The following is a 21882-nucleotide window of genomic DNA, read 5'->3' as shown; positions in this document are numbered from 1 at the left end:
CATGAGCAGAACGATTTTTTGTACTTACCTGCAGCGCGAAGCTGAAGGCCAGGATTTCCAGCTGTACCCTGGCGAGCTGGGCAAACGGATCTACAACGAAATATCCAAAGAAGCCTGGGCGCAGTGGCAGTCCAAGCAGACCATGCTGATCAATGAAAGAAAGATGAGCATGATGAATCCGGAACACCGCAAAGAGCTGGAAAACGAGATGGTCAATTTCCTGTTTGAAGGAAAAGAAGTCCATATCGAAGGTTTTACCCCGCCAGAAAAACAATAATCGTCGGCACCTTTTTGCAAACACAACACGCATACACGGAATGATGAAAAAACTTCTCGCGCTGGCTCTCGTGGCCCCGTTGCTGATCTCCTGCTCCAGTAAAAAAGGCGATGATGCTTTTAACGAAGCTTACGTAAAGGATACCAACGGGTTCGATATTTTGATGGGGCAGTTTGCCAACAACATCGAAAATATCTGGGGTATGAAAGAGGTCCTGATCGCAGGCCCGAAAGATTACGTCAAATACACCGACCAATATCTGACGCGTAGCCACATCAACTTTGACGAAGGTACCATCACCGTTGAGACCATCGCGGGCACCGATCCTGCCGCGCACCTGCGCCAGGCAATCATTACCACCTTGTTGATGGGCGACGATCCTGGCTCGATCGATCTTTACTCTGACGCCAACGACGTCCAGATTTCCAAAGAGCCGTTCCTTTACGGGCAGGTAGTGGATAACACCGGCCAGCCCATTCGCTGGGAAGGCCGGGCGACGAAGTTTGCCGATTATCTGCTGCAAACGCGCCTGCAAAAGCGCAGTACCGGGCTGAAAATCGTCTATAGCGTGACCATCAACCTTGTGCCTAACCACCTCGACAAGCGTGCTCATAAATACATCGGGATGGTGCGTAAAGCGTCGAAGAAATACGGCGTGGACGAGTCGCTAATTCTGGCAATTATGCAGACGGAATCCAGCTTTAACCCGTATGCGGTAAGCCATGCGGATGCGCTGGGCCTGATGCAGGTTGTTCAGCACAGCGCCGGGGTAGACGTGTTTAAGGCTCAGGGGAAATGGGGTAAACCAAGCCGCAGCTTCCTGTTCGATCCTGAAAGCAATATCGATACCGGCACGGCTTATCTGGCGATTTTGCAGAACAGCTATCTGGGGCAGATTGATAACCCAACGTCACGTCGCTATGCGGTGATTACGGCTTATAACGGCGGCGCAGGCAGCGTGCTGCGAGTGTTCTCTAACGATAAGATGCAGGCGTTTAGCCTGATTAACAGCATGGCGCCGGGCGATGTCTATCAAACGTTGACCACGCGCCATCCGTCCGCAGAGTCTCGTCGTTATTTGTACAAAGTGAATAACGCCCAGAAGAGCTATCGCCGGCGGTAATTTACCCTCTCCCTAAAAGGGAGAGGGTATTTTCCAGGGCTATATTTCTTCACCCTTCTTTGCTCCCTCGCCCCCTTGGGGTGAGGGGCTATTCCCTCTTACTTCAGCATGTAGCCATACAGCCGCTTAATGCCGTCCGAATCCGTCTCGCTGTAAACGCCTTGCAGCTCAGGCGAGAAGCCCGGCAGCATGTTCACGCCCTCTTCCAGCGCGAGGAAATAACGCAGCGCCGCCCCGCCCCAAACTTCACCCGGCACCACGCAAAGTACGCCTGGTGGGTAAGGCAACGCGCCTTCCGCCGCGATACGCCCTTCGGCTTCGCTCAGGCGTACCAGCTCGACGTTGCCGCGAATAAACTCGATGTTGGCGTCCTGCGGATTCATCACCACGGCAGGCAGGCTCTCCTTGCGGAACATCGCCTTCTGCAGCTCTTTGACCTCGAAGCTCACATACAGATCGTGCATCTCCTGGCAAAGCTCGCGCAACGTGTAGCCTTTGTAGCGCACCGGGTATTTCTGATAAATCGTTGGCAGCACGTCCGCCAGCGGCGTGTCGTCCTCAATATGCTGTTCAAACTGTGCCAGCATCGCCACCAGCTGAGCCAACTTCTCTTGGCTTTCCGCCGGGGTAAGCAGGAACAGGATCGAGTTAAGATCCGATTTCTCCGGCACAATGCCGTTCTCACGCAGATAGTTAGCGAGGATCGCCGCGGGCACACCGAACTCGGTATAGCTGCCGGTTTCAGGATCGATACCCGGCGTGGTTAACAGCAGCTTGCAGGGATCGACAAAATATTCGTCCTTCGCATAGCCTTCAAAACCGTGCCAGCGCTCACCCGGCTCAAAGCTGAAGAAGCGGCGTTCCTGAGCAATCTTCTCCGTGGGATGATCCTGCCACGGGCGCCCGGCAACCTCCGGCGGAATGAACGGTTTGATCATCTTACAGTTGGCGATAATCGCTTTGCGTGCCTCAATGCCCATCGCTACGCATTCCGCCCACAGACGACGACCGCTTTCGCCCTCATGAATCTTGGCATTGACGTCCAGCGCGGCAAACAGAGGATAGAACGGGCTGGTTGAAGCATGGAGCATGAAAGCATTGTTCAGCCGCTTATGCGGGCAGAAGCGAGCCTGGCCCCGAAGGTGATTGTCTTTCTTATGGATCTGCGAGGTCTGGGAGAACCCGGCCTGCTGCTTGTGAACCGACTGGGTAACAAAGATCCCCGGATCGTTTTCGTTCAGATCCAGCAGCAGCGGCGAACAGTCCGCCATCATCGGTATAAACTGCTCGTAGCCGACCCATGCCGAGTCGAAGAGGATGTAATCGCACAGATGGCCGATGTTATCCACCACCTGGCGGGCGTTATAAATCGTGCCGTCATAGGTACCTAGCTGGATAACCGCCAGGCGGAACGGCCTTGCTTCCTGAGCACGCTCGGGCGCCACTTCCGCAATCAGCTCCCGCAGGTATTTCTCATCAAAACAGTGCGCGTCAATGCCGCCGATAAAGCCAAAGGGATTACGGGAAGCTTCCAGGTAAACCGGCGTCGCACCGGCCTGGATGAGCGCCCCGTGGTGGTTTGATTTATGATTGTTGCGGTCAAATAACACCAGGTCACCGCGCGTCAGCAGCGCATTGGTCACGACTTTGTTCGCCGCAGAGGTGCCGTTAAGCACGAAATAGGTTTTATCGGCGTGGAAAACTTTCGCGGCAAATTTCTGCGCGTGCTTGGCGGAGCCTTCGTGGATCAGCAAATCTCCAAGCTTAACGTCCGCGTTGCACATATCGGCTCGAAACACGTTCTCACCAAAAAAATCATAAAACTGGCGGCCCGCCGGGTGTTTTTTAAAGAATTTACCATGCTGGTGGCCAGGGCAAGCGAAAGTGCTGTTGTCCATCGCCACGTACTTAGTCAGCGTATTGAAGAACGGCGGCAGCAGATCTTCTTCGTAATCACTGGCCGCAGTTTCCAGCTCAAGATAATCCTGCGCTTTCCCGGTTATCACGCCGGTTACCGCAGGCAAACCGTCAACGGCGGCCTCGCTGAAAATAAATACCGGTAAATTAAAACCCGTGCGCTTAAGCAAGGCCAGAATGCCGCTGCGGCTATCCGCAACGGAGATGACAACTGCCGCCACATCGGTGAAGTCGGTCTGGTCGAGCGTGACCACTTCACGATGGGTTGAGAGTAATGCAGCCACGTCGTGGCTGGCGGCAATTTTCAATGATTTCATAAGCACAAATCCCCGTCTGCAAGGATGAGTGAGTGCCAACCGGCACGGCAAAGGGAAAATTCCCCGGTGAAGGCGTTCTGAGGGTCTTAGGTGTGGATCCACTTCGACCGCCAGACATCAGTAAAACCAGACGGAGTCTGATCTTACTGATGTCCTGCAGCGAGCATACATTGCCCTCACCGCATGGTGAGCAAGGGACTTCGGAAGGTAATAGCAGCACGGACGAGCGCCATCCCGAAAGATGCATGGGAATTGAGAGTGAACATCAAGACGCCCCGTAGTGAATAATAAAATTGGCGCAATCATGGCACCTTCTGCCAGGGGGTTCAACATGAAGTCTGTAACAGCCCGCACATAAATCAGGCAAACGCACCGCACTGTGCAACAAAGCCATTGACGCGGAATGGGGTTTACGGTTTAATGCGCCCCGTTGCCCGGATAGCTCAGTCGGTAGAGCAGGGGATTGAAAATCCCCGTGTCCTTGGTTCGATTCCGAGTCCGGGCACCACTATTTAGAAGAACCCGCCAATGGCGGGTTTTTTACTTTCTGCGTCTGGACTCTTCATCGAACAAGTTAGATTATTCGTCTCATCCCTGAGACTCACCCCTTCGGGGCCAGCGCAAGCGCTGTTCAAAACGTCAAATATTACATTTTGCAGCTTCACTTCAACAAGGCCCATTCCGAATACTCCGGCGATAAACCCCATTCGGATTAATCATCATCTATCATTTTCATCAACAGCACCATACCCTCCCCAACGCTTTATTAAAGCATTAAGATGCTTTACTGCTTCAGCGCCCGGTTTAAAGTGCCCTGACTCATTGTTTGCGAAGATTTCAAAATTGCCTCGAAAATTAGTCGCAGCGGATATTCTTCCTGCTGCAATGATCTCTTCAGAATCGCTATATCCAAGAGCATTGAATATTGCGGCATGAGTGACATAATCCATAGGTGTTCTACGAAACTCACCAAGTAAAAGCGTTCTCTGCTTGGTGATGATGAATTTCAGGTTATGCTCTGATAATCCGTCAGTCCCTTTTATATTTAAGTATGCTTTTAACTGCGGCAGGCTTTTTATTTCTGCAATTTTTGGCTTAAGCCTATTGATGGCTACCAGTTCCCTTTCCAATCTATGCGACAGAAGGTTTTTATAACGTGTTTGATCGTTATAAAATAAATCCACCGGAGATGATATTGTCTTTTTATTTATGCGTTCTTGCCCATAACAACTCTTCAGAAACTTCATTCTCATAAACCTCATAAGTTATACGAATCAGCCCATAGCAACGGATATCAGAACTGCTGAATTATTAAAAACAACCAAATGTGCACACTTAACTAAAATGTTGTTTTTGATCCTCAAACATAAGAATCAGTGCCTCTCCAAACTTTAGGTGCAAAAACATCTATATTATCCTGTGTGTACCGAATTCCTTTGAAATTATTAATAACATTGCCCTGCACAACTTTTGTCTTACCTAACGTGAAACTTGAGTATAAAAACCCCAACACCTTATAGCCAATCATATATTGCCCACGAATACCTTTGCTACTTGGACCAGATAAATACGAAAATTTTATTCCATATTTAACCAAAGATTTTCTGAATGTCGATAACCAGTCGCCCTCACCAATATTACAGGAGTGAAATTTAATCACACCTGCTTGTTTCAAACCTGATCGTTTAAGTTTCCAAACAAGCCTATCCAAATCATTGTCTTCAAAACCCCCACCTATGCCGTATTTGTTTCCATGAACATTAATAATGAGCTTATCGTTTATACTTACATTAATAAGATCACTTGCCCTCATAGAATCGAAATGAATATGTTTGTCGTAATGCGCCGCCTGTTCATTATCTAATACTTTCTGATCTTTTAACTTATCCAAACGGTCCAATGTGATAAGGTATGTTTTTCCATAGCTCCACTTCTTTCCAACTCTCATACATTAACAACCTTAAAATTTAAGGAATAATCTTCCCGATAAAATATAGTCGTTCTGTCCGCTAATGTTTTAGCTCAAAAAACAAAACATACACAACAAGAGTTATTGTGTATGTTTTTTTCGTCTCGTCCAACATAAATCAGCTTAATGAATATCAGAATCTTAATTAAAATCTTAATATACATTAGCGGAGTAATATAATTTCTCCACTAATTTTTTGTATTTACAGTGTTTCGTATCAAGACACCTGAATAATAAACAATCCGCCCAAAAGGCGGATTTATGATTTAAATATCTACAGCCCTATTTTATCGTCCACGCATCACTAAACTTTTCGCTGCTGAATAGCTCGGACAGGCCACTAATTTGCTTCAGCCGCAGCACTTCGTCTGCGTCCATCCCCAACTCAGCCCCAATCTTTAGATCATCCCAGCCCAATCGGGAAAGATCACGAACAACATCGGACATCGCCGTTATCTGATGTTTGCCGCGCGCCCTGTTATGGCGTACCGTCACGGCAATACATTCGGCTTCTCCGCTGGACGCCAGGTTAACCACGGTAATCGGAAGGAAACCGTTAATTCTCTTTTTTGCCACAGGTGATGTTTTTCCCACCAGATGCCGGTGAAACCCATCCACGACCTGAAATTTGTCTTTCAGTCGCGTCACCACAATCGGCTGAGTGTAACCATCTGTCTCAATTGAGTGTTTTAACAAGCTTAATTCAACGGGAGCCATTACGTTAGGGTTATAATCATTGGCGATAATATCTCCCTCACGTACCCAAAGGACACAGTCAACCGGCTCTTTTTTAAAAGGGCTGTGCTGATGCATGACTTTTTTGACTTCGTTCATTGCGGCGACTTTTGATTCATCCGACTCGAAGGAAGCAAGATAATTATCCAGTTGTTTTAATAGTGTATTAAGCATCAGAGTATTCCCCACATTTGCCGTTTCTTTTTGATCCTTTCAAGATACCGGTTATAGTGCTGTGACTTATTAGGGCTAAATGACAGCGTCCGGCACCAAAAATCATTCTTCAATAGTGTTTTACAAATACGTCGCCACGAAGGTATATCCTTCGATCCTGAATCTTTATCCTGCTCATCAGGAATATTTTCTGGAAATTCTCGCTCTTTGTACCATTTCAAATAAATGGCAATTTTATTTTTGTAGTGCTCCGCTGTTTTTTCCGGCATCGATGCCAGTAAAAACATGGCGTACTCCTGCCAGGTTAAATGGCTCGGTTTGGAGATAGTCGTATTGCGGGCATAGAAGGAACCGCTCTGATGCGCATAAATAGCGCCGCTATTGGCGCCAGCAACGCGCATACAGACCCGAGACCAGGTTTCAGGCTCGAGAACATGGTAAAGCCATAGTCCACGGCGCGCTTCCGGACCAAAGGGTTCACAAACCCGCATGGCTCTCATAGGGACACCCGCACGGTACATGAGATCATAAAGAGGGTTACCGGCTGCTTTGTATTTGCCGTTAAAAATCCAGATATCCTGTACCTTCCAGTCATATAAAGGGTAAGCAACACAGTAAGTGCCCTCCCTGCTGGCCGTCGTCCAGGGCTTATCGTCGGCATAACGAGTTTTGCTATGTGAGGCCAGCGCTAAAAAACGGTTCAGCGATTCATCTGCGCGAATGCCGGTTAGCGTTGCCATGCCTTTGTCTCCAGAAAGCCAGCGAGAGAACGCAGGCATAAAATCTTCAAAGGTCATGCCATAATGATAGAAAGGGAAGAAGTCTGGGTCGGTAATGGCGTCTTCTGGCGGCTGACGAACCCATTCCACGCCTGTCTCCCAGCTAATCCATTCAGGCTGGCTCTGTGAAACGCCGTTCACGGTGGTCAGTGGCAAAGCAACCCAGTAAAAACGCCTGACAATATCGCTATATTGCTGCTTGAGCCGGGAAACATGGTCGATGGTATGCTGAAACTGAACCTCCCAGTCAATAAACAGCACGTCAAACTGGCACTCCCGGCGGCGCGCGATTTCAGCCACAAGGTGAAAAAGCACGCTGGAATCCTTTCCTCCGGAAAAAGAGACGCAGACCTGATTAAAGGTATCGAATACCCATTCGATTCTCTTCTTAGATGCGTTAAGCACATTATCATCAAGAATAATTTTTTTATCTTTTCTCACAAAAAGTCCTTTTTATTGCTGCCTCAACATTACTGTCGACAGCTAAATCCTGGTATTTCATTCAATCCAGACAAGAGATGTTAGCGCACTAAAACAATATTATTCAACACCAGGGCACTTGCACTCTCAAGATAAACATTCATATAAATTATCAATCACACAATTTAAATAAATGCTATCAATACGTTAATACAACAATATTAACGCCACCCCACCGACTAAACAAGAAAAATTTAACAACCCACCTAAACACCATAAGACAATGAATTAAATGATTTTTTTAAATAAATTAAAGAGCAATGAAAACAATTAAGACAAAAAATAAAATCATTAAAAACAATAGCGTGAAAAGTTTAAAAACATCATCAGCCATTATTTTTCTAAATAATCATCATCGTTAGAAAATAAGAAGACAAATATTCATAAAGTGCCTCGGCGTCACTGTCTACTTGCCCGGAATCATCTCCGGGCAAGAAACCAACGCTTCGTCTTGCGAATCCGTTACCTGTTTTTCACCACAATCAGTGGCTCAATATCGCTCTCTTTTTTAATCACCAGCGAATCATCCCCACGCAAACAAGTGCCGCCGTAGCTGCCGCCCACGGTAAAAGTGCAGACCTGGATGTATTTGCCATCTACTTTCGGCAGGCACCACAGCTGCTGATAGATGTTCTTGCGGGCAACGAACTTGCCGCTGGTTTTATCCAGCAGTTCATCCTGGTGGCTTATTAGATCGATATTGCTCCCGCAGCGCCCGGCAATCGGCTTCACCGCGTAGCCGGTTTTAGCCAGCAGGTCATTCACCTCGAAATCCGTATCCAGCAGGTAACGGTGGTTCGGGAACAGCTGCCAAAGCACCGGCAGAATGGCTTTGTTGCCGGGAATAACCGTCCACAGCGGCTCAAAAACCAGCACTTCCGGGCGGAGCAAGACGTCTATCAGGCGCACCTCTCCCTGCGGATGGCCAGTTCGGATCGGCACAGCGGCATACTCGGTCTCGCTAACCTCACGGATTTGCTCAATCGCCGTTTCCCACGCCCAGGTTTTCCAGACGCAGTTCACCGCCCGCCCCTCATTATCAATAAGCAGCCCGGCGCTGTCCCAACTTAGCTCGCCCAGGCCGTGCAATATTTTGGTGTCAAACCCGGCCTGCATCAGCGAACGCTGCATGAACAGCGCGTGGTAGTCCTCTTCAGCGTCATTGTCCTGCATGATGTGGACAAACGGGCGAGCGCTGCTGTGCTTCCAGGCCCCGGTAAGTTCCTCCAGTAATCCTTCCGCTGGATTATGCCCGGTTCCGCGATAACCCGTCTTAACCCACTCCTCAAGAATCAGCCCACTCTCGGTATGGCAGGAGGCAGAATCGGCGTTATATTCGTACACCTTCAGACCGCGCTCATCCATACAAAAATCCATGCGCCCGCTGACCATTTGGTGGCGGCGCCACTGCCAGGAAAGCCGCAGGCGAGGCCAGAGGATTTTCGGGATATCGAAAAGTGCCAGCAGATTGTCGTCTTTCAGCACTTTATCCGTGGCGTGCAGATACATCAGGTGCAGCTCGTTGGTGGCCTTAATCAGCTCCTGCTCGGCGCTTTCGGTAATGGTGAAATACTGGCAAGGATCTTTATTAATAATGTGGCCATTGGCCTGTATATAGGCCTGCTGGAGTTCATCTTTTTCGTTCAGCCATTTGCCGTCGAACTGGCGTTTATTGGCCAGGCGAGCCCCGCCAATTTTTAACGCTTCACCGCCGATTTCTGGCTGTGGCTCGCTATAGGTCATATCCTCAGTCTGAATCATCCAGCCAAGAATCGACGTGTCGGCAAAAGTATCCTGTAGCGTATAGTGCCCATCGTGCTCAACCAGGGTTAGCTCACGTGTCCATTGTTGCCCGGCGGGTAACGGCGCATGAATCACGTTCTGCTCGGCAATGCGGACTTTATTGCCGATAAGCTGAGTGATCACGGCGACATGGCCGGTTTCATGAAACTCCCCGCCCTTCTGCCAGATAAGCAGCGCGCCTGCCTCAGGCGCTCGTTTTGAGCCATTCGCAAAGGCCTGCAGCGGCAGAATATTGTCGTTCACCACCTGACGTAAAAAGCGCAGCGAGAAGATTTCCCACGCCATGTGAACGTCGGTAAAGACAAAACCGTAGTTTAAGAAGAGGAAGCGGCGCGCAAACTCTACGCACTGCCATTTGTGGCCCATGTATTCGTTGCCGATGTAGCTCCGAAATTCAGCGTCTTCCGGGTAATTTTTGGGGTCGAGGCTGCCGTAATTAGAGGAGTAAATCGCTACGCCACCCGGCGCATAGCCCAAAAGAGTGCCGAAAGGTGCGTCGGTGTCTGGTGTTCCTGTATGCATGTGTCCAACCTAAATCAGGCAGGCGGCAAAGGTCACGCTGATTGTCGTCTGCACGTTAAAATTAACCTGACAGAGAAGTCAGCATCATACACCTCTGCGACTCACTTTGTGCAGAGACGAAGCGGCTAACCGCCCCGAATTTTAAAACACCGCATCGCCAAAACGTTTTGCCATTTAACAGAAATAGTTATCCGTTATTCGCATTTGTTAAGCCCGCCTTTATTCCCTGAGAATGGCCCTGCCGGTGATGTAGGGCGCTCCTGCATTTAAAAAGAAAACGCTTTTTTCAACATTGAGTCCGGGTTTCCACCGGGCATATTTCCCCGAAGTGGGGAGCTGTAATTCGTTAATATCAGGAGAAAATCCCAGTGAAAATTGCAAAAGGCCTGACCCTTGTTGCCCTCGCCATGTCGACTCACTCAGCCTTCGCGGCAGAATCTGCGGTGCCGACAGACAGCACGCTGCACGTCAAAGCCGATCCTGCATTAAAGAGCCTGCTACCTGCCGATATCGCCCAGCGCGGGTATATCGTGGCAGGCACCAACCCCAATACGCCGCCGACCACGTTCTACAAAGAAGACAATAAAACGCTGGCCGGCAGAGAAATAGACGTCATGAATGCGGTGGGTGAGAGGCTTGGCCTGGCGGTGCAGTGGCGGGATACGGGCGGCTTCGACAACATTATTCCGGGCCTGAAAACGGGCCGCTACGATGTCGCCCTTTCCAATATTAACGCGACCCAGGCGCGCCTGAAGCAGGTTGATTTTGTGGGCTACTTCAACGCCAGCAGACTGGGTATTATTTCGCTGAAAAACGCCAACATCACGCCGTTTAAAACCTTCGACGCCGTATGTGGGAAAGAAGTCGGCGCGGGCGCTGGCACTACGCAAATCACCCGCCTGGAAGAAGCCAGCAAAGCGTGTGAAGTCGCAGGCAAGCCACCTATCAAAATTGCCGTATTCCCGGATCGCCCGGCTGGCGTTCAGGCGGTTGTGAGCGGCCGCGTCCCAATGTTCTTTGGCCCTTATGAAGGGCTAACCTGGCAAGTGAAGCTCATCAAACCTCTGGCGATGAGCGGCGAAATTGCCGTCAACGATGCGCCGGTTTCCGTTGCCTTCCCGAAAGAATCTGCGCTTGAGCCTGCGGTACAGGCTGCACTGAACTCGCTGATTAAAGACGGTAGCTACCAGAAAATCCTCGACAACTGGGGCATTGGCTACGGTGCGGTCACCGAAGCCAAACGTAACGAAGAGATCTTTCAATGAACCCATCGCCAGACAATACGGACGATTTGCGCATTGTCGGTAAACGCTATTATGGCCGCTGGCTCAGCGCGTTAGTGGTCTTGATTTGCGTCGCCGCTATGGCGCATTCGATGATCAACAACCCACGTTTTGAATGGGGCGTGATCGCACAAAGCTTCACCGAGACGTCTATTCTGCAGGGGGTATTAATGACCCTGCAACTGACCGTTATTTCTGTGGTCCTGGGCTTTGCTTTCGGCACCGTTCTGGCGTTAATGCGGCTCTCGTCCAATCCGGTGCTTGTCGCCGTGAGCTGGGGCTATACGTGGTTTTTCCGCGGCGTGCCAATGCTGGTCCAGCTCTTTCTTTGGTATAACATCGCGGCGCTCTACCCCACCATTTCACTCTCGCTTCCGGGGGTAGGAGAACTCTGGAGCGCGCAATCTAACGCGCTAATTAGCCCGTTTAGCGCAGCGGTCATTGCGCTGGTGATGCATCAATCCGCCTACGCGGCCGAGATTGTGCGTGCGGGGATTCAGAGCGTCAGCAACGGGCAACTGGAAGCCGCCAGAGCACTTGGCTACCGCCCGGCACAAATCTTCCGCCACACCATTCTGCCGCAGGCCATGCGCGCGATTCTGCCCCCCGCCGGAAACGAAGTCATCGGCCAGTTGAAAACCACCGCCGTGGTGTCCGTGATTTCACTGCAGGACGTGCTGTTTTCCGCACAGATAATCTACCAAAGGACGTATGAGGTCATCCCGCTGCTGCTGGTCGCCACGCTCTGGTATCTGCTGCTCACCTCGGTGCTGTCCGTCGGCCAATATTATGTTGAACGCTATTTCTCCCGTGGCGTCACGCGAGGGGCGAAACGTAGCCTGCTAAAAACGCTGCTCAATGGCTTTGCCCCGCAGCGCCGAGAAAGGAGTACCAGCCATGGCTGAAGCCATTACCCTGCGTAAGGTCACCAAACACTTTTCGGGCGTAACCGTTCTCGATGAGGTCAATCTGGACATTCCCGCCGGTTCGGTCACCGTTATTCTTGGGCCATCGGGTTCAGGGAAATCAACGCTGCTGCGCTGTATCAACCACCTGGAAAAACTGGACGGCGGTACGATTCGGATTGGCGGCGAGCTGGTGGGGTATAAGCAAAAAGGCAACGCCCTGCACGAGCTTAGCAGCCGGGAAATCGCCCGTCAGCGCAGTGAAATCGGCATGGTGTTTCAGCAATTCAACCTGTTCCCCCACCGCACGGTGCTGCAAAACATCACCGATGCGCCCGTTCGGGTGAAAAACCAGAGCCGCCAGCAGGCCACGGAAAAAGCGCGGGCGCTCTTACGTCAGGTCGGGCTTTCCGGCCGCGAAGAGGAGTGGCCGCAGAACCTTTCGGGCGGCCAGCAGCAACGCGTCGCGATTGCGCGGGCGCTGGCGATGGACCCCGGCGTGATGCTGTTCGACGAACCCACCTCCGCGCTGGACCCGGAGCTGGTTGGCGAAGTCTTGCAGGCCATCAAGCAGTTGGCACATTCAGGGATCACCATGGTGATTGTGACCCACGAAATTGGCTTTGCGCGGGAAGTTGCCGACAATATCGTCTTTATGGAAAATGGAAAAATTGTCGCCGCCGGGCCCACTCAGCAAGTACTGGATGACCCCAGCAACGCGCGCGTCCGCAATTTCGTCGCCACCGTGCTGTAAAAGCTTGTTGAGAGCCGCTAAAGCGCAGCGTTCAGCGCCAGTATCAGCTGGCGCAAATCACCTTCATTTTCCAGACGGGCAACATGGGCAAACAGGCTGGCGTGATCTGGCGTGCGCGCGGCCTCCAGCTTCGCCAGCACGTTTATCGGCGTGGCAAGGGACTGCTGGCGAGTGCGGCGCTGGCGTAACGTCTCGCCATGACTGAGATAAAGCGTCACCTCATGAAAACGTAGGGCGGGGTTAATGGCATCCGATGGCGCGCTGTCATCCGGGATGCGCACCACTTTTTCCGCCAATGACATAATTTCTGCGTTAACGTCACCCTCGGCAAAATCGGCCATCCTTAAGTCGTTGTAAATCAGCATACCTGCAATGGCATATTCGAGGCTAAATCGCGCTTCGATACCGTTTTTCGGCACGCGTACTGAGGCCGCAATGTCTCCGCCGGGCGGGAAAGCCACCGTGATACGCTCAATGCTTTGCAGCAGATCGGCAGCCGCTCGCCCTGACGCCTGCCAGCGTCGGCGAATCTCACGGCAGGCCTCCGCCGCGCTGTGCGTCCCGGCACAGGTTGCGAACGGCTTAAACTCAAGCCCTGGGCTGATAATGCGCCACGGCTGCCCCCACGCGTGCAGCAGTTTCTCCGGTAAGGCTTCACTCCCGCTGCCAATTTGCAAGAAGGCTTCCAGTACCCCTTCCGCTTTGCCATCGAACCCTGCCAGCGCCAGCTGCGTGGCGCGTACCGCGCGCTCTGCTGCCAGTCCGGCATGAAGCGGTTTCACCGCCGACCCAAACTGCGCGCGCAGCCCGCTGGCCTGGGTTGCGGCTATCCCAAGCGCCATTGCCGTCTGCTCTGCCGTTGCACCGGTAAAACGTGCCAGGGCCGCCGTGGCCGCAAGAGTCCCCAGGGAAGCCGTATTGTGGTAGCCAAGCGTGTAATGCTTTTGCGTGACCGCCAGCCCCAGCCGCCCGGCCACTTCAACGCCAATCGCGTAGGCATCAAAAAAGTGCGGCAGGCTTAGCTCAGCCACTTCACCCGCCCAGGCCAGCAACGCGGGCAAAATCACTACGCCAGGATGGCCACGAAAATCAGCGTGAAAATCATCATAATCCAGCGCGTGCCCGGCATACCCCAGCCGCAAAGCAAGGGCTGACGGGGATCTCTCCTGATAAACGGCCTGTAAGACAGGTAAACCGCTGTCCGCCACCTGCCTGGTTAGCACCGGCCAGCTCACGGCAAAGAAATCCTGCAGCCCCTGCCGCGCCTTTTCCTGCACGGCGGGATCGGGCTGAGAACTGACAATCAACTGGCTAAGCGACGCGGTCAGGCTCACTTTATTCTGCATTTTTACCCTCGAAGAGATTACGTGGCTCAGCGCCGGAGAATAGCAATAAAGCCCTCGCCTTCTATATCTGAAATCAGGCAAAGGTTATGCAAATTTGTGAATAGCAATCGCCTAATTATGCATTGCTTAAATTTCGTGTTGTCGTACCATTCAGGGAGGCTTTAGCGCTAAAACAAAAAACAATTACCCCTTTCTTATTAATTAGTTAATAAGAAATCAGGCTATTTCATCAAGGTAGAAACGTGTTAGCGATCAAATCCCCCAAAGCCTATCTGCAACAGCCCGGCCTGCGGGCCAGAGTCGGCGAGTACGTCAGACCCTTTGCCAGCCATATTCGCATTATCACCTCCCCCAAAGCCTGGCAGGCCGTAAACCCTGAACTGACTCAGAGCCTTGACGCCCACGGGATCCGCTGGGAAGTCACCTGGCTTGCCGGAGAATGCACCGACGAAGCCATCAACGGCCTTAGCGAACAGACACATGAGCAAGGCGCCAGCGCCATTCTGGCCATCGGCGGCGGACGGGTGCTGGACTGCGCCAAAGCCGCTGGCGATAAGCTGGAGCACGTTTCCGTCATCAACTTTTCTACGCTGGCAGCCACCTGTGCGGCCTGGTCGCCGGTGGCGATTATCTACAATGCCGAAGGCGGGCACCTGCGCAGCCAGCCGCTGAAGAAAATGCCGGTGCTGGTTCTGGTCGACAGCGAAGTGATTGCCAACAGTCCCGCGCGTTACCTGAAGGCCGGCATTGTTGACGCCCTGGCAAAATGGTACGAATTCCGCCCTTATCAGCGCCAGAATCCCGACAGCCTCGCGCTCGATCTTAAGGTGATGGCCGCGCAGCGTGCCGTCGAGGCTTATCGTCAGTGGGGCGATGAGGCGGTTGAAGACAATCAGGCGCAGCGAGTGAGCTTTGCGCTGGAACGCGTTATTGACGCGAATATCGTGTTAGCCGGGCTGGCTAACAGCATGCGCGATGACCTGCCCACGCCCGGCGTCGCCCATGCCATCCATAACCGACTCACCCACCAGCCGGAATTACATGCCTGGCTGCACGGTGAAAAAGTCGGTTACTGCCTGCTGGTGCAGTCCGTGCTTGAGCAAGAAAACGGCGAGCCGGACAACGAACTTGTGGCGCTGCTGCTCCGTTTTGGCAGCCCGCTGCGCCTCCCGGAACTGATCGGCAACCGTGCAGAAAGACTTAGGGCGTTAGCCACACAGTTTAGCTTCCCTGCGGCCAGTGCCGCCCGGCTGCCGTTCGTACTCTCACCGGACTCGCTGGAAAAAGCGCTGCTCGCCACCGACCATTTTTCACCGCTGCTTCAGGACAACTTTTGAATTTATTATGAACAACATCAACACTTTAACCGCAAATAAACGCCTGCGCCTTGGCCTGTTCGTGCAACCTGTTGGCCAGCACGTTAGCGGCTGGCGACTCACGGAGCAGCTCGGTTCGCCGACGGATATCGACTGGCTGATTACGCTTGCCAAAAAAGCCGAAGCAGGCCGCTTCGACCTGTTCTTCGTCGGCGATGCGCTGGCCACCAGCATGTATCGCCTGCCTTCGACCATGGCCCGCCTCGAGCCTCTGACTCTGCTGTCTGCCCTGGCCGTCCACACCCGGCGCATTGGCCTTGCGGCAACCGCGTCCACAACGTTTAGCGACCCGTTTACCATGGCCCGTAGCTTCTCATCGCTGGACCACATCAGCCGCGGTCGCGCCGCATGGAACGTCGTGACTTCTTTCTCCGCCGATGTGGCAAAAAACTTCAGCCGCGATGACATGCCAAATCACGCCGAGCGCTACGCCCGTGCCCGTGAATTTTTGGACGTCGCTTTTAAGCTGTGGGAAGGCTGGCAGGAAGGCGCGGTACAGCCGGACAAACAGAGCGGGCAGTATTTTGTGAACAAGAAAACTCAGCCCATTAACCACGTGGGCGAACATTTTCAGGTCCAGGGGCCGCTCAATATTACCCGCTCTCCGCAAGGGCGCCCGGTTATCATCGAAGCCGGTTCATCCTCTGACGGGCAGAAACTTGCCGCAGAGACCGCCGAGGTTATTTTCACCGCTGCAGCAAGTCTGGAAGAAGCGCAGGCTTTTTATCAGTCGCAAAAATCACAGGTTGAAGCCGCAGGCCGCAACCCCGACCACGTGGTGATCATGCCGGGCGTGATGCCGATTATTGGCCGCACCCGTGAAGAAGCGGCCGCGCTCTGGAAATCGCTAAATGCGCTGGTGGATATAGACAATGGCCTGAAACAACTTTCGCTGCGCTTTGGCATGGACATGTCAGCCTTCCCGCTGGATGGCCCCGTGCCTGAAGTGCCGCTGGGCGAAGGTAATCAAAGCCGCGTGAAGCTAATGACCGACATGGCAAAACGCGAAAAACTGACGCTGCGCGAGCTGGCCGCCGTTGCCGCCGGGTCTCGCGGGCACCGCGTCATCGTTGGTACCGCCGAAGATATTGCCGACGACTTCCAGCTTTGGCTGGAGCAAGGTGGCGCGGACGGCTTCAACATTATGCCCGCCATCATGCCGGAGCAGCTGGATCTGTTCGTTGAGCTGGTCATGCCTGAGCTGCGTCGTCGGGGCCTGTACCCGGCCGGGTATGAACACGCGACGCTGCGTGAGAACCTGGGCCTGCCGGAGGTATAAACAAGGTGAAACTTTCACAGCGAGTTCAGCGGGTGACGCTGTCGGCCAACGCGGCGGCGAGAGATTTAACCCGCCGGCTAAAGGCCGATGGCGTGGACATCCTCGACCTGACGACAGGCGAACCGGATTTCGATACGCCTCGCCACATTCGTGAAGCCGCGTGGCAGGCAATGGAAGAGGGGCAAACCCGCTATACGCCAACGCAGGGGACTTTACCGCTGCGGCAAGCCGTTCAGGCCAAGCTTCTACGCGAGAATAATCTCGACTTCACCAGCGATGAAATCGTCATCGCCAACGGGGCCAAACAGATAATCTTCAATGCTTTCGCCGCCACGCTTAATGAAGGCGATGAAGTCCTGGTTCCCGCCCCCTACTGGCCGACCTTCCCGGATAGCGTGCGCTTTAACGGTGGAGAAGCCGTCATTCTTACCTGCCCGCTGGAGCAGCACTATAAGCTGCTCCCGGCCCAGCTTGAGCAAGCTATCACGCCCCACACCCGCTGGCTGGTGCTGAATAATCCCGGCAATCCTTCCGGCATGGTTTACAGCCCGCAGGAGCTCGAGGCGCTGGCCGAAGTCCTGCGTCGGCACCCGCAGGTCTGGATCCTGCTGGATGAATTGTATGAGCACATCCTGTTCGACAACCGCCGGCACGTAAACCTGCTCAACGTTGCGCCAGACCTGCGGCAGCGCGCGCTGCTGGTCGGCGGGGTGTCCAAAACCTATGCCATGACGGGCTGGCGAATCGGCTATGGCGCAGCCCCCGCCCCGCTGGCACAGCAGCTCGCGGTGGTGCAATCGCAGATTAGCTCCGGCCCAAGTGCCATTAGCCAGGCCGCAGCCGTCGCCGCGTTTAACGGCGGGCTGGATTTCCTGCCACAGCAGGTGGCCGCTTATCAGGCCAGGCGCGATGCCCTGGTCGCTATTTTGCGCCCGGTTGAAGGGCTGGAACTTCTCCAGCCAGAAGGGGCATTTTTTGTTTTTATCCGCGTCGCAGGTTTGCTCGGCAAGGTGAAAGCAAACGGTAAACGCCTTGAACATGAAGAGGATGTGATGCTCTTGTTGCTGGAAAACGGTGTTTCAGGCGTGGCGGGCAGCGCCTACGGGCTTTCCCCCTATTTCCGACTTTCCATTGCCACCGACTTCGACACGGTTGTCGAAGCCGGCAGGCGAATTGCACGCGCCTGTGCCACGCTAAGGTAGCTCAGGCGCATAAAGCTAAGACAGTTTTTCCAGCGCCTTCACCGCCAGCTGCGCCAGATACTGCGCGGTCGGGAATAGCGCTTTGTCATCCACCCTGAATTTAGGGTGGTGCAGCGCCCAGGGCCCGCCGGAGCCGACCATCATGAAAGTGCCCGGCACCTTCTGCTGATAGAACGAAAAATCTTCCCCGATGGGGCTCGCTTCAACCCGTCGAGCCTCAAAACCCACCTCATTCGCCTGCTCCAGGGCAAACGCTACCCATTCAGGCGTGTTGACCACCGAAGGCGGCCCCGCGTGCCACAGAAACTCAATTTGGGCGTCAAACGCCACCGCCAGACCGTTCAGCAAAGCACGGAAACGCTTTTCAATCAGTTCGCGCGCCTGCGCGTTGAAGGTGCGCACCGTACCTTCCATATACGCGGTGTCAGGAATAACGTTCCAGGTGCTGCCGCTGTGGATCTGGGTGATAGAAACAACTGCATTCTGTTCGGACGGCAGATTACGGCTGATCAGCGTCTGCGCCGCAGTCACTATCTGGCTGACTATCACGATCGGATCGTTACCTTCATGAGGTTTGGCGGCGTGAGCACCTTTGGCGGCGATCTTAATTTCGAAACGATCGACGCCCGCCGTTAACGCCCCGTCTTTGCCTCCCAGCACGCCCACCGGCAGGGTGGGATCGTTATGAATGCCAAAGATAACCGCCGCGTCATCCAGGGCGCCAGTGGCGATCAGATCCGGGGCACCAAGGCCCGTTTCTTCCGCCGCCTGGAAAAGAATTCGAACTCTCCCGGGCAGGCGCTCCTCCTGCTGGCGCAGCAAAATGGCTGCCCCTAATGCGGCTGAAGTATGAAAATCGTGTCCACAGGCATGCATCACGCCTTTGTGCTGCGAACTGAACGCCACGCCGGACTCTTCTTCAATAGGCAGCGCGTCAATGTCCGAACGCAGCACCACCAGCGGCCCTGGCTGAAAGCCGCCGACTTCAGCAACCAGGCCGGTTTTTAACGGCAGATCGAGCACGCGAATCCCGGCCTCGCTGAGAGCCACCCGAATTTTTTTAGTGGTTTCGAATTCCTGATTGGATAACTCGGGGAAGCGGTGCATATCGTGGCGGAAAGCCTGAATCTGTTCGGCCAGTGGCCGGTGTTCGGCGAGAAGCTCTTTCATCTTATGTCCTCCTGAAACATCGCTCGAAAGCGGGCTGTCTGGGGCTAATGGTTTTCTGCATATAAACGGTGATATGGCCTTTGCCGAGATCTTTGGTGCTGACTTTTTCAAACCCCAGCGAGCGGTAGAGCTGAATCAGCCAGGGATGGCTCTCGGCGGTGCCCAGTGAATACGCGGGCGCACGCAGCTCCCGGTGTAATACGGCCTGTTCAAGCCAGTCGAGTAGCTGAGCCCCAAGGCGCTGCCCTCTGAGGCGCGGAGCCGTAGCAAACCAGCCGATGTGCGGCAGGCCAAACGGGCCCGGCAGCGGCCCCCACGGGTAGCGGAGCGTGACCGAAGCGATAAGCTCGCCGTCGCGGAACATGCCATAAACGGCGTGGCTATTGATGTGGGCCTGCATTTTTTCCGCATCGGCGCTGGCGGCATCGAACTTAATGCCCAGCTCGCGCGCGGAAGCATACGCCTCATGCACCAGTGGATAATAAATCGCGGTATCTTCAGCGGTTAACTGACGAAAGCTGTCGCTCATAACCTTGACTCCGGAACATCTTTTAGGGGGAAACAGGTGACGCTATCGGCAGTCACTGTCTCTGGGCCAGATACGGCTAAAATAACATTCCAGATAAGAGCCGGTGATAATGTAACGCTATATGCCAGCGCCAAAAGCTATATATCTCAGGCGGTACCCCAAAGAAAAAGGCCGCCTCATTGGGCAGCCTTGATTAGCATTATGTCTGCTACTTCTGCTGAGCGCCGTACTCGCTGCCGTTGATCCAGGCGTGATCTTTCTCCCAGCTAAACATCCATTTACGCACCGGCCCTGCCATCACGTTCAGGTAGTAGCTGTCGTACCCGGCCATCGTCGCCACCGGATGGTAGCCTTTCGGCACTTTCACAACGTCTTTGTCGTACACCGCCATACACTCGTCGAGCGCCCGATCGTCGGTATAAACGCGCTGCATGCAGAAGCCCTGCGGCGGGTTGAGCCGGTGATAATAGGTCTCTTCGAGATAGGTCTCGTGGGGCGGATTATCAACGTCGTGCTTGTGGCTTGGGTACGAACTGGTGCAGCCCTCATTGGTATACACCTCCACCACCAGCAGGCTGTCGGCGGGCTTATCCTCGGGCAAAATGTTGTGAACATAGCGCTGGTTGTGGCCTTTGCCTCGGGCTTCGGCATCAATATCCTGCGGGGCAATCAGTCGCGTGGCATAAGTCCCTTTGCCTGGCGCGGAGCAAACGGCCAGCTCGAGCGCGGTGAGTGCCTGAACCTTGACCGCCTCACCGGACGTCACGTACACGGCCCAGGGTTTACGGCGCTCAAACGGGCTCATGCGGTCGCCGATTTCAGGGAAGCGAGCGAGCGGCGTGTCCACCGTCGCACGCCCCGCGACCAGCACCAGACAACGCTCTTCCTCCACGGCGGGCAGTTCCAGAACCTGCCCTTCCTGAAGCTGATAAGCAGCAAATCCCACGTATCCCCAGCCCGCATTTTCCGGCGTAACATGCTGCGTTTTACCCTGCGAGTCCGGCTGCTGCCAGCGGGAAAGTAATTCGGCCATGCTCCCTCCTTAAATCAGCCCGGCTTCACGAGCGAAGCGGCTCAGGTTAGCGTAGCCCAGCCGCGCGTAGGTCATCGGGTGCGCCACCGCAGGATCCTGCTCGGCTTCAACAACCAGCCAGCCCTGATAGCCCTGCTTTTTCAACAGCGCCATAATCGGCGGATAGTTCACGCAGCCGTCGCCTGGCACGGTAAACACGCCGCTGAGCACCGCATCCAGGAAGCTGGTTTTGCGGTTTTTCACGTCCGCCAGCACGCCAGCGCGCACGTCTTTGCAATGCACATGATTAATGCGTGAAATCCAGCGCTCGGCCACGGCCAGAGGATCGGCTCCCGCAAAGGTCAGGTGCCCCGTATCCAGCAGCAACCCGACTTCCGGCCCGGTGTGAAGCATCAAATTATTAACGTCGTCTGCGCTCTCGATAACCGTACCCATATGGTGATGATAGGCAATTTGCACGCCCTGCTGCTGGGTATAACGGGCGAAGGCGGTAAGCTTTTCGCCGTATTCCTGCCAGCGATCTGCCGGGAAACGAGGCCGTAAATGCACCGGGGTTTGTTGCTCCCCGTGAATACAGTGAGTTACCTCGGCAAAGACCAGCACCTTCGCACCCAGCTCGCGGAGCAACGTCAGATGCGGCTGCACGGCTTCAATTTCCTGCTCCACGGAGCGCTCAAGCAAGCGGCCGGAATACCAGCCGGAAACCAGCTTCAAATCATGCTTATCGAGAATCGGCCCCAGCACGCCGGCCTCTCGCGGGAATTTATTCCCTAGCTCAAAACCTTCAAACCCGGCCTCTTTGCCCTCGCTCAGGCAGGTATCCAGCGGCGTGTCGGCGCCCAAAGAAGGCAGATCGTCATTGGTCCAGGTCAGGGGGTTAATGCCTAAATGCACGGTCATAATGCTCTC

At 53.8% G+C, this 21882-nt stretch carries 19 protein-coding genes and 1 tRNA gene; 9 read left to right on the top strand and 11 right to left on the bottom strand.

Going from position 1 to position 21882, the window contains the following annotated elements:
• Position 1 precedes the first annotated feature (1 nt).
• On the top strand, positions 2-277 hold the full coding sequence (locus tag CNE01S_RS09860) for an oxidative damage protection protein (protein ID WP_039297939.1): 276 nt from the start codon (positions 2-4) through the stop codon (positions 275-277).
• Between the two features lie 43 nt (positions 278-320).
• On the top strand, positions 321-1400 hold the full coding sequence (mltC, locus tag CNE01S_RS09855; RefSeq protein ID WP_008461527.1) for a membrane-bound lytic murein transglycosylase MltC: 1080 nt from the start codon (positions 321-323) through the stop codon (positions 1398-1400).
• A 98-nt stretch (positions 1401-1498) separates the two neighbouring features.
• Here the strand turns inward: mltC and CNE01S_RS09850 are convergent, their stop codons facing one another.
• Positions 1499-3634 carry an ornithine decarboxylase gene (locus CNE01S_RS09850; protein ID WP_061275573.1) on the bottom strand — a complete coding sequence of 712 codons (2136 nt, stop codon included), beginning with the start codon at positions 3632-3634 and terminating at the stop codon, positions 1499-1501.
• A 432-nt stretch (positions 3635-4066) separates the two neighbouring features.
• Here CNE01S_RS09850 and CNE01S_RS09845 point away from each other — a divergent pair.
• Positions 4067-4142 (top strand) — tRNA-Phe (locus CNE01S_RS09845).
• A 211-nt stretch (positions 4143-4353) separates the two neighbouring features.
• On the opposite strand, the gene CNE01S_RS09840 is transcribed toward CNE01S_RS09845, so the two are convergent.
• The 5 genes from CNE01S_RS09840 to gss all read right to left on the bottom strand — a co-directional run bounded on the left by CNE01S_RS09840 (position 4354) and on the right by gss (position 10096).
• Positions 4354-4881: a hypothetical protein gene (locus CNE01S_RS09840; protein WP_061275571.1), complete on the bottom strand. Its 528-nt coding sequence runs from the start codon at positions 4879-4881 to the stop codon at positions 4354-4356.
• Between the two features lie 113 nt (positions 4882-4994).
• Positions 4995-5582, bottom strand: a complete 588-nt coding sequence (locus CNE01S_RS09835) for a hypothetical protein (RefSeq protein WP_061275570.1) — start codon at positions 5580-5582, stop codon at positions 4995-4997.
• Between the two features lie 303 nt (positions 5583-5885).
• Entirely contained in the window at positions 5886-6512 is a 627-nt protein-coding gene (locus CNE01S_RS09830; protein WP_061275568.1) for an IbrB-like domain-containing protein, read from the bottom strand.
• Positions 6512-7732, bottom strand: a complete 1221-nt coding sequence (locus CNE01S_RS09825; RefSeq protein WP_061275566.1) for a phosphoadenosine phosphosulfate reductase — start codon at positions 7730-7732, stop codon at positions 6512-6514. Before CNE01S_RS09825 ends, CNE01S_RS09830 begins: the two co-directional genes overlap by 1 nt.
• Positions 7733-8233: 501 nt before the next feature.
• On the bottom strand, positions 8234-10096 hold the full coding sequence (gene gss, locus CNE01S_RS09820; RefSeq protein ID WP_061275564.1) for a bifunctional glutathionylspermidine amidase/synthase: 1863 nt from the start codon (positions 10094-10096) through the stop codon (positions 8234-8236).
• Between the two features lie 368 nt (positions 10097-10464).
• Here gss and CNE01S_RS09815 point away from each other — a divergent pair, with 368 nt between their 5' ends.
• Genes CNE01S_RS09815 through CNE01S_RS09805 form a run of 3 tightly spaced genes read left to right on the top strand, consistent with a single transcriptional unit; the run spans position 10465 to position 13038 of the window.
• Positions 10465-11361 (top strand): ABC transporter substrate-binding protein, encoded by an 897-nt coding sequence (locus CNE01S_RS09815; RefSeq protein WP_061275562.1) that lies wholly within the window; start codon positions 10465-10467, stop codon positions 11359-11361.
• Positions 11358-12284, top strand: a complete 927-nt coding sequence (locus CNE01S_RS09810) for an amino acid ABC transporter permease (RefSeq protein ID WP_061275559.1) — start codon at positions 11358-11360, stop codon at positions 12282-12284. Before CNE01S_RS09815 ends, CNE01S_RS09810 begins: the two co-directional genes overlap by 4 nt.
• Positions 12277-13038, top strand: a complete 762-nt coding sequence (locus CNE01S_RS09805; RefSeq protein WP_061275557.1) for an amino acid ABC transporter ATP-binding protein — start codon at positions 12277-12279, stop codon at positions 13036-13038. The genes CNE01S_RS09810 and CNE01S_RS09805 overlap by 8 nt, the downstream gene beginning before the upstream one ends.
• Positions 13039-13055: 17 nt before the next feature.
• Here CNE01S_RS09805 and CNE01S_RS09800 read toward each other — a convergent pair whose 3' ends face one another.
• On the bottom strand, positions 13056-14372 hold the full coding sequence (locus tag CNE01S_RS09800; RefSeq protein WP_061275690.1) for an MmgE/PrpD family protein: 1317 nt from the start codon (positions 14370-14372) through the stop codon (positions 13056-13058).
• A 254-nt stretch (positions 14373-14626) separates the two neighbouring features.
• On the opposite strand from CNE01S_RS09800, the gene CNE01S_RS09795 reads away from it, so the two are divergent.
• From CNE01S_RS09795 to CNE01S_RS09785, 3 genes are read left to right on the top strand one after another with little or no spacing between them, the layout of a single operon-like run.
• The gene (locus tag CNE01S_RS09795) at positions 14627-15721 is read left to right on the top strand and encodes an iron-containing alcohol dehydrogenase family protein (protein WP_061275555.1); all 1095 of its coding nucleotides are present in this window, start codon (positions 14627-14629) and stop codon (positions 15719-15721) included.
• 7 nt (positions 15722-15728) lie between these two features.
• Positions 15729-17039 (top strand): LLM class flavin-dependent oxidoreductase, encoded by a 1311-nt coding sequence (locus CNE01S_RS09790; protein ID WP_425430199.1) that lies wholly within the window; start codon positions 15729-15731, stop codon positions 17037-17039.
• 5 nt (positions 17040-17044) lie between these two features.
• Entirely contained in the window at positions 17045-18241 is a 1197-nt protein-coding gene (locus tag CNE01S_RS09785; RefSeq protein WP_061275553.1) for an aminotransferase class I/II-fold pyridoxal phosphate-dependent enzyme, read from the top strand.
• Positions 18242-18256: 15 nt separating this feature from the next.
• Here CNE01S_RS09785 and CNE01S_RS09780 read toward each other — a convergent pair whose 3' ends face one another.
• From CNE01S_RS09780 to iolE, 4 genes are all read right to left on the bottom strand, one after another.
• Entirely contained in the window at positions 18257-19411 is a 1155-nt protein-coding gene (locus tag CNE01S_RS09780; protein ID WP_061275551.1) for an amidohydrolase, read from the bottom strand.
• Position 19412: 1 nt separating this feature from the next.
• The gene (locus tag CNE01S_RS09775) at positions 19413-19940 is read right to left on the bottom strand and encodes a GNAT family N-acetyltransferase (RefSeq protein WP_061275549.1); all 528 of its coding nucleotides are present in this window, start codon (positions 19938-19940) and stop codon (positions 19413-19415) included.
• Between the two features lie 208 nt (positions 19941-20148).
• Entirely contained in the window at positions 20149-20973 is an 825-nt protein-coding gene (iolB, locus tag CNE01S_RS09770) for a 5-deoxy-glucuronate isomerase (RefSeq protein WP_061275547.1), read from the bottom strand.
• A gap of 9 nt (positions 20974-20982) precedes the next feature.
• Complete coding sequence (gene iolE / locus CNE01S_RS09765; protein ID WP_061275545.1) at positions 20983-21873, bottom strand: myo-inosose-2 dehydratase; 891 nt, start codon at positions 21871-21873, stop codon at positions 20983-20985.
• Positions 21874-21882 lie beyond the last annotated feature (9 nt).

It is taken from the genome of Cedecea neteri NBRC 105707 = ATCC 33855, from assembly GCF_001571265.1.
In the GTDB taxonomy this organism is placed as follows: domain Bacteria; phylum Pseudomonadota; class Gammaproteobacteria; order Enterobacterales; family Enterobacteriaceae; genus Cedecea; species Cedecea neteri.
The sequence above is the reverse complement of the archived record's forward strand: the minus strand, read 5'-3'. Positions and strand labels throughout refer to the sequence as shown.

Coding starts and splice junctions, on each gene's coding strand:
- iolB (WP_061275547.1), bottom strand. CDS start 20,973: ATGGCCGAATTACTTTCCCGCTGGCAGCAGCCGGACTCGCAGGGTAAA.
- CNE01S_RS09810 (WP_061275559.1), top strand. CDS start 11,358: ATGAACCCATCGCCAGACAATACGGACGATTTGCGCATTGTCGGTAAA.
- CNE01S_RS09780 (WP_061275551.1), bottom strand. CDS start 19,411: ATGAAAGAGCTTCTCGCCGAACACCGGCCACTGGCCGAACAGATTCAG.
- CNE01S_RS09850 (WP_061275573.1), bottom strand. CDS start 3,634: ATGAAATCATTGAAAATTGCCGCCAGCCACGACGTGGCTGCATTACTC.
- CNE01S_RS09860 (WP_039297939.1), top strand. CDS start 2: ATGAGCAGAACGATTTTTTGTACTTACCTGCAGCGCGAAGCTGAAGGC.
- CNE01S_RS09790 (WP_425430199.1), top strand. CDS start 15,729: ATGAACAACATCAACACTTTAACCGCAAATAAACGCCTGCGCCTTGGC.
- iolE (WP_061275545.1), bottom strand. CDS start 21,873: ATGACCGTGCATTTAGGCATTAACCCCCTGACCTGGACCAATGACGAT.
- CNE01S_RS09805 (WP_061275557.1), top strand. CDS start 12,277: ATGGCTGAAGCCATTACCCTGCGTAAGGTCACCAAACACTTTTCGGGC.
- gss (WP_061275564.1), bottom strand. CDS start 10,096: ATGCATACAGGAACACCAGACACCGACGCACCTTTCGGCACTCTTTTG.
- mltC (WP_008461527.1), top strand. CDS start 321: ATGAAAAAACTTCTCGCGCTGGCTCTCGTGGCCCCGTTGCTGATCTCC.
- CNE01S_RS09830 (WP_061275568.1), bottom strand. CDS start 6,512: ATGCTTAATACACTATTAAAACAACTGGATAATTATCTTGCTTCCTTC.
- CNE01S_RS09835 (WP_061275570.1), bottom strand. CDS start 5,582: ATGAGAGTTGGAAAGAAGTGGAGCTATGGAAAAACATACCTTATCACA.
- CNE01S_RS09775 (WP_061275549.1), bottom strand. CDS start 19,940: ATGAGCGACAGCTTTCGTCAGTTAACCGCTGAAGATACCGCGATTTAT.
- CNE01S_RS09840 (WP_061275571.1), bottom strand. CDS start 4,881: ATGAAGTTTCTGAAGAGTTGTTATGGGCAAGAACGCATAAATAAAAAG.